5 protein-coding genes and 1 pseudogene are annotated in these 4499 nt (G+C 71.4%); 1 reads left to right on the forward strand and 5 read right to left on the reverse strand.

Features of this window, described 5'->3' with window-relative positions:
- The 5 genes from VF612_RS10680 to VF612_RS10700 form a co-directional block, all read right to left on the reverse strand.
- Positions 1-444 (reverse strand): GNAT family N-acetyltransferase (locus VF612_RS10680; RefSeq protein ID WP_408659834.1); only part of this gene is annotated, 444 nt, incomplete at its 3' end.
- A 109-nt stretch (positions 445-553) separates the two neighbouring features.
- Positions 554-1621 (reverse strand): L,D-transpeptidase family protein, encoded by a 1068-nt coding sequence (locus tag VF612_RS10685; RefSeq protein ID WP_408659835.1) that lies wholly within the window; start codon positions 1619-1621, stop codon positions 554-556.
- Between the two features lie 70 nt (positions 1622-1691).
- On the reverse strand, positions 1692-2372 hold the full coding sequence (locus VF612_RS10690; RefSeq protein ID WP_408659836.1) for a hypothetical protein: 681 nt from the start codon (positions 2370-2372) through the stop codon (positions 1692-1694).
- A gap of 5 nt (positions 2373-2377) precedes the next feature.
- The gene (pth, locus tag VF612_RS10695; RefSeq protein WP_408659837.1) at positions 2378-2968 is read right to left on the reverse strand and encodes an aminoacyl-tRNA hydrolase; all 591 of its coding nucleotides are present in this window, start codon (positions 2966-2968) and stop codon (positions 2378-2380) included.
- A 61-nt stretch (positions 2969-3029) separates the two neighbouring features.
- Positions 3030-3686, reverse strand: coding sequence for a 50S ribosomal protein L25/general stress protein Ctc (locus VF612_RS10700; protein ID WP_408659838.1), 657 nt, complete (start codon positions 3684-3686; stop codon positions 3030-3032).
- Between the two features lie 396 nt (positions 3687-4082).
- Here VF612_RS10700 and VF612_RS10705 point away from each other — a divergent pair.
- Positions 4083-4499 (forward strand): annotated as a pseudogene (locus tag VF612_RS10705) (4-(cytidine 5'-diphospho)-2-C-methyl-D-erythritol kinase); the annotation flags it as partial.

Raw genomic sequence — 4499 nt, forward strand, 5'->3', positions numbered from 1 at the left:
GGGAAACGGGTTCTCCGGGGTGCCGCCGATCAGCACGGCGCCGGGGAGGATCCGCCAGCCGGCGCGTCGGTAGAACATCGCCAGCGCCCGGTCGCAGGTGAAGATGCTCAGGTCCGCTCCGCTGGCGGCGATCTGTTCACGGGCCGCGGTGACCAGACGGTGGCCATGGCCACGGTGGCGGTGCGACTGGTCGGTGACGACGGTGCTGAGCCCACTGGCGGCGTAGCGCTGGCCGTCGTGGGTGATCTCCTTGGACAGGATGGCCAGCGAGGCCAGCACGACCTCACGGTCATCGACGAGCAGCATCGTCACCGGCTGCAGCGCCGGGTCGTGGTCGGTCGGGGGCTCGTTGGGGCTCCGCGGCCAGGCCTGGTCCCGCGAGGCCACGATCTGCACGTGCAACGCTGGCGGAACCGTGTGCTGCGGGAACGACAGGACGCGCATCAGCCCCCTCGCGGGTCACCTGCCGAGGTGCGACGTGTCATGGCCGCCCCAGGGCAGGTTGAGCGGTTTAGCCGACACCTAGGCGCGAGAGCCGGGGACAGCCGGCTGCTCAGGCCGGGTTGACCGGGATGTCGCGGCAGCCCAGCCTCGGATTGGCGGTGCCGAGGGAGATGTTGTGCGCGTAGACGCAGACCCGGTGCCAGCCGTTGATCACGCCGGTGAGGGTGAAGTCGAAGCCCTGCCAGGTGCCGAAGGGCCGGGCGGCGGCCACATCGGGACGGTACCTCCCGGTGCCGTACCGGCCGGCCAACCGGCCGTCGATGTAGAGGTCGATGGTGACCCGGCCGGACGGTGAGTCCGGGTCCGCCGCCCAGCCGACCGCCCGGACGGTGCCCCGGCCACCGGTCACCGAGTCCAGGTGGCCCTGCGGGTTGTGCTTGGCCGCGGCGGCGTTGGCCTGGGTGATGATGTTGGTCGCCTGGCTGCCCACCCCCATCGAGATCACCGGGCGCGCGGCGGGGTTCAGCCAGCGCATCACGTAGTTCAGCGACGCGGCGGCGATCGCCACGCACCCGGCGGTGGGACGGCCGTTGGTGACGTGCAGGAAGAAGGCGGAGCCGGCGCCGGCCCGGACCGGGAAGCGGTTGTAGTCGATCACCACGGCATGGGCGTACACCGCGCCCATCGTGTAGAGGTTCTCACTCGGCCAGCCGGGTGAGTAGGTCTGGCGCATGTGGGTGTTGTAGGCCGGGCTGCTGGAGACCGAGTTCCACCAGTCCATCCGGGTGGCCTGGAAGTACGGCAGCCGGGTGCCGTTGGTGGGCTGGTTGCCGAAGGCCTCGGTGAGGGTGAAGACGCCCGCCGGAGTCCGGCCCATCCCCTCCCGGGTCGCCCCGATGCCGTTCCGGCCGAGGTTGGCGGTGACCGGGCCGGAGTGGTGCCGGAACCCGCCGGTGCTCAGCCGGGTCCACAGGTCGAACCGGGCGGTGGTGGAGCTGGAGCTGCTGGCCTGGACGGTGATGACCTGGTTGGGCTGGCTGGCCGCGGCCACGGCCACGGCCACGTCCGCGGCCGCGGCCGCGGCCGCGGGGCGGGCCTGCGGTGGCGCCAGCACGGCGAGCACGGTGGCCGCCACCCCGGTGAGCACGGCAGTGAGGGCTGCGAGGCTGGCTCTCATCGATCTCCTTCACACGCGGCGCACCGGGGCGCCCTGGCCATCCCCGTATCAGCCGGAACGGTATCGCACCTCACGCCGGCTGGTCGGTTGAGAAGCTGCAGGTCGCCAGCATGCCCAGCTCGCCCTCGAACGGCGGCCGCCAGTGCGGAACAGAACGGCCGTCGAAGGCCCGCAGGTGATCGTGCGGAACCGGCAGGCTCGGATGGCCGGCCGGGAACACGCCTCCTTCCCGGACGAGCTCCAGCAGCGCTGGGTTGGTTGCCCGGGCATGGCGAGGACTCCGCCGCATGGCCGGCAGGTTGCCGCACAGGTCGGCCACCAGCGTGACCGCCGCCAACCGGGCGTCGCGATGGATGCCGAGGTGATCTCCGGACCGGTAGAAGTTGTATCCGGCCCGGGCGGGGCGCAGGTCGTCCAGACCGGTGCAGGCCCGCAGCATCGCCAGCAGCGTGGGTGAATGGTGGATCGCCTGCAGCACCGGGCCGGCAGGGTAGAAGCTAAACCTGGTGTCGGTGGTCAGGCTGCCGTCCGGGTTCTCCGTGAAGCCGGAGCTGGTGAAAAGGGCCGCCTGGTCAAGCAATGTGAGGGCCTCTGCCTGGAGCGCGGGGACCAGGTCGAGGCCACCGCCGAGCTCGACGGTCAGCCCGATGGTCCGTTCCTGGCGCCAGTCGCCGTACCGCTGCCGGGCATCGATCACCAGGTCGCCTTCCCGCTGCGGGCGAGCTGCGGCGGCCTGCACGGTCCTGGTCATCGGTTTCAGCTCCCGCCGGGGTGGAACTCGTTCTGGGCCGCCTCCAGGCCCTTGGCCAGCAACGCCTCCACCGCGTCGGCGGCCCGGTCGATGAGGAAGGCAAGCTCCTTGCGCTCGGCGGCGGCGAACTCGCGCAGCACGTAATCGGCCGGGTCCTGGCGCCCGGGCGGGCGGCCGATGCCGAAGCGGACCCGCAGGTAGTCCTTGGAGCCCAGCGCCGCGCTGGTGGACTTCAGGCCGTTGTGGCCGCCCTCGCCCCCGCCGCGCTTGAGCCGCAACCCGCCGAAGGGCAGGTCGAGCTCGTCGTGCGCCACGATGATCCGCTCGACGCCGACCTTGTAGAACCGGCTGATCGCCACGATGGGGCCGCCGGATTCGTTCATGTAGGACTTCGGCTTGGCCAGCACGACGGGCTGGCCGGCCAGCCGGCCCTCGACGATGTCGGCCCGGCCACCGGAAGATTTGTGCGCCTTGAAGGAGCCGCCGATACGGGCGGCCAGCTCGTCGGCCACCAGGAATCCGGCGTTGTGCCGGGTGGCGGCATACCGAGGGCCCGGGTTGCCGAGGCCGACGATCAGGTAACGCTCGTCAGTCATGGCATCCCGGGCCTGGAGGTTATGCGGCCGGAACCAGCGCCGCCAACCGGCGGCCGGCGTCCTAGGCCTCGTCCGTCGCGGTGTCGCCCGACTCCTCGGTGGCGTCGCCGGCCGGCTCCTCGACGATGCCGAGATCGGCGATCGACTCGGCGGTGTCGGCCTCGATGTCCTCGGCGGTCGGGGCGGTGGTGATGTTGAGCAGCAGCGTCTCGGCGTCGGTGACCAGCGTCGCGCCGGACGGCAGCGTCAGGTCGCCGGCGGTGACGTGGGCGCCGGCGTCCAGGCCCTCGACCGACACCTCGATCTCGCTGGGCAGGTGGGTGGCCTCGGCCTCGACCTGCACCGTGGTGTGCTCCTGGCCGAGCATCGCGCCGGGGGCGACATCGCCGGTCACCACCAGCGGGACGTCGATGGTGACCCGCTCGCCCCGGCGGACGGCGATCAGGTCGACGTGCTCGAAGTCCCCCCGGATCGGGTGCCGCTGGACGGCCTTGGGAATGGTGAGCTCGTCCTTGCCGTCGAGGGAGAGGGTCAGCAGCACGTTGCCGCCACCACGCTTGATGGCCTGGGCGAACTCGCGGGCCGGCAGCGAGACGTGTCGGGGGTCGGCGCCGTGCCCGTAGATGACGGCGGGGATCTTGCCGGAACGACGGGTACGGCGAGCGCCACCCTTGCCGAACTCGGTACGTACTTCGGCGGCCAGACGGACTTCAGACACGGGGGCGCTCCTGTTGCATCAGCTCGTACGGAAGTTGTTCGTGATCGTGAGGTGCCACCCCAGTCAAGCCTGCTGACTGTGTGACGCCGGTCATATTGCTGTTGTCGACACGCGGTGTTGCCCGAGAGCGCGGCTGGTGCGCCTGCGCGGTCGACGACCGCGGCACACCAGGTCAACAACACAGCGCCGGCAAGCACCGCGTCGATAACGGGCCCCACCACAACCCCTGCCGAACCTGACAGGCTCAGCTGGATCGATCCGTGGGCTCCCTCGCCGAGGCAACCCTGCAATCCTACAAGGCAGGTCGAGCGCCGGAGAAATCGGGTGGCCCGCCCATGTCACGGTCTGTCCGCCGTGGTGATCGGGGCGCGAGAGCGGCGCACTAGCATCGCAGCCGTGTCCCAGAGTGCCGGCGAGGTGAGCGTCCGGGTTCCCGCCAAGCTCAACCTCCAGCTGCTGGTGGGACCGCTGCGCGTCGACGGTTACCACGAGATCGGCACGGTGTTCCACGCGCTGGAGCTGTTCGACGTGCTGACCGCTGCCCCTGCCGGGTCGCTCACGCTGGCGATGCGCGGCGCCGAGAGCGCCGGGCTGCCGACCGACCGGGGCAACCTGGCCTGGCAGGCCGCGGAGCTGCTGGCCGGGCACGCCGGCATCCGGCCCCAGGTCGAGATCACCATCGACAAGCACATCCCGGTGGCCGGTGGCCTGGCCGGCGGATCCGCCGACGCCGCAGCCGCGCTGCTGGCCTGTGACCGGCTCTGGGGGCTCGGGCTGCCGGCCGCCGAGCTGGCCGCGCTGGCCGGCCAGCTC

This window comes from Jatrophihabitans sp. (genome assembly GCF_036388195.1).
In the GTDB taxonomy this organism is placed as follows: domain Bacteria; phylum Actinomycetota; class Actinomycetes; order Mycobacteriales; family Jatrophihabitantaceae; genus Jatrophihabitans_A.

What these genes read in the sequence shown, in the direction of transcription:
- VF612_RS10685 (WP_408659835.1), bottom strand. Translation starts at nt 1,621, where the DNA reads ATGAGAGCCAGCCTCGCAGCCCTCACTGCCGTGCTCACCGGGGTGGCG.
- VF612_RS10690 (WP_408659836.1), bottom strand. Translation starts at nt 2,372, where the DNA reads ATGACCAGGACCGTGCAGGCCGCCGCAGCTCGCCCGCAGCGGGAAGGC.
- pth (WP_408659837.1), bottom strand. Translation starts at nt 2,968, where the DNA reads ATGACTGACGAGCGTTACCTGATCGTCGGCCTCGGCAACCCGGGCCCT.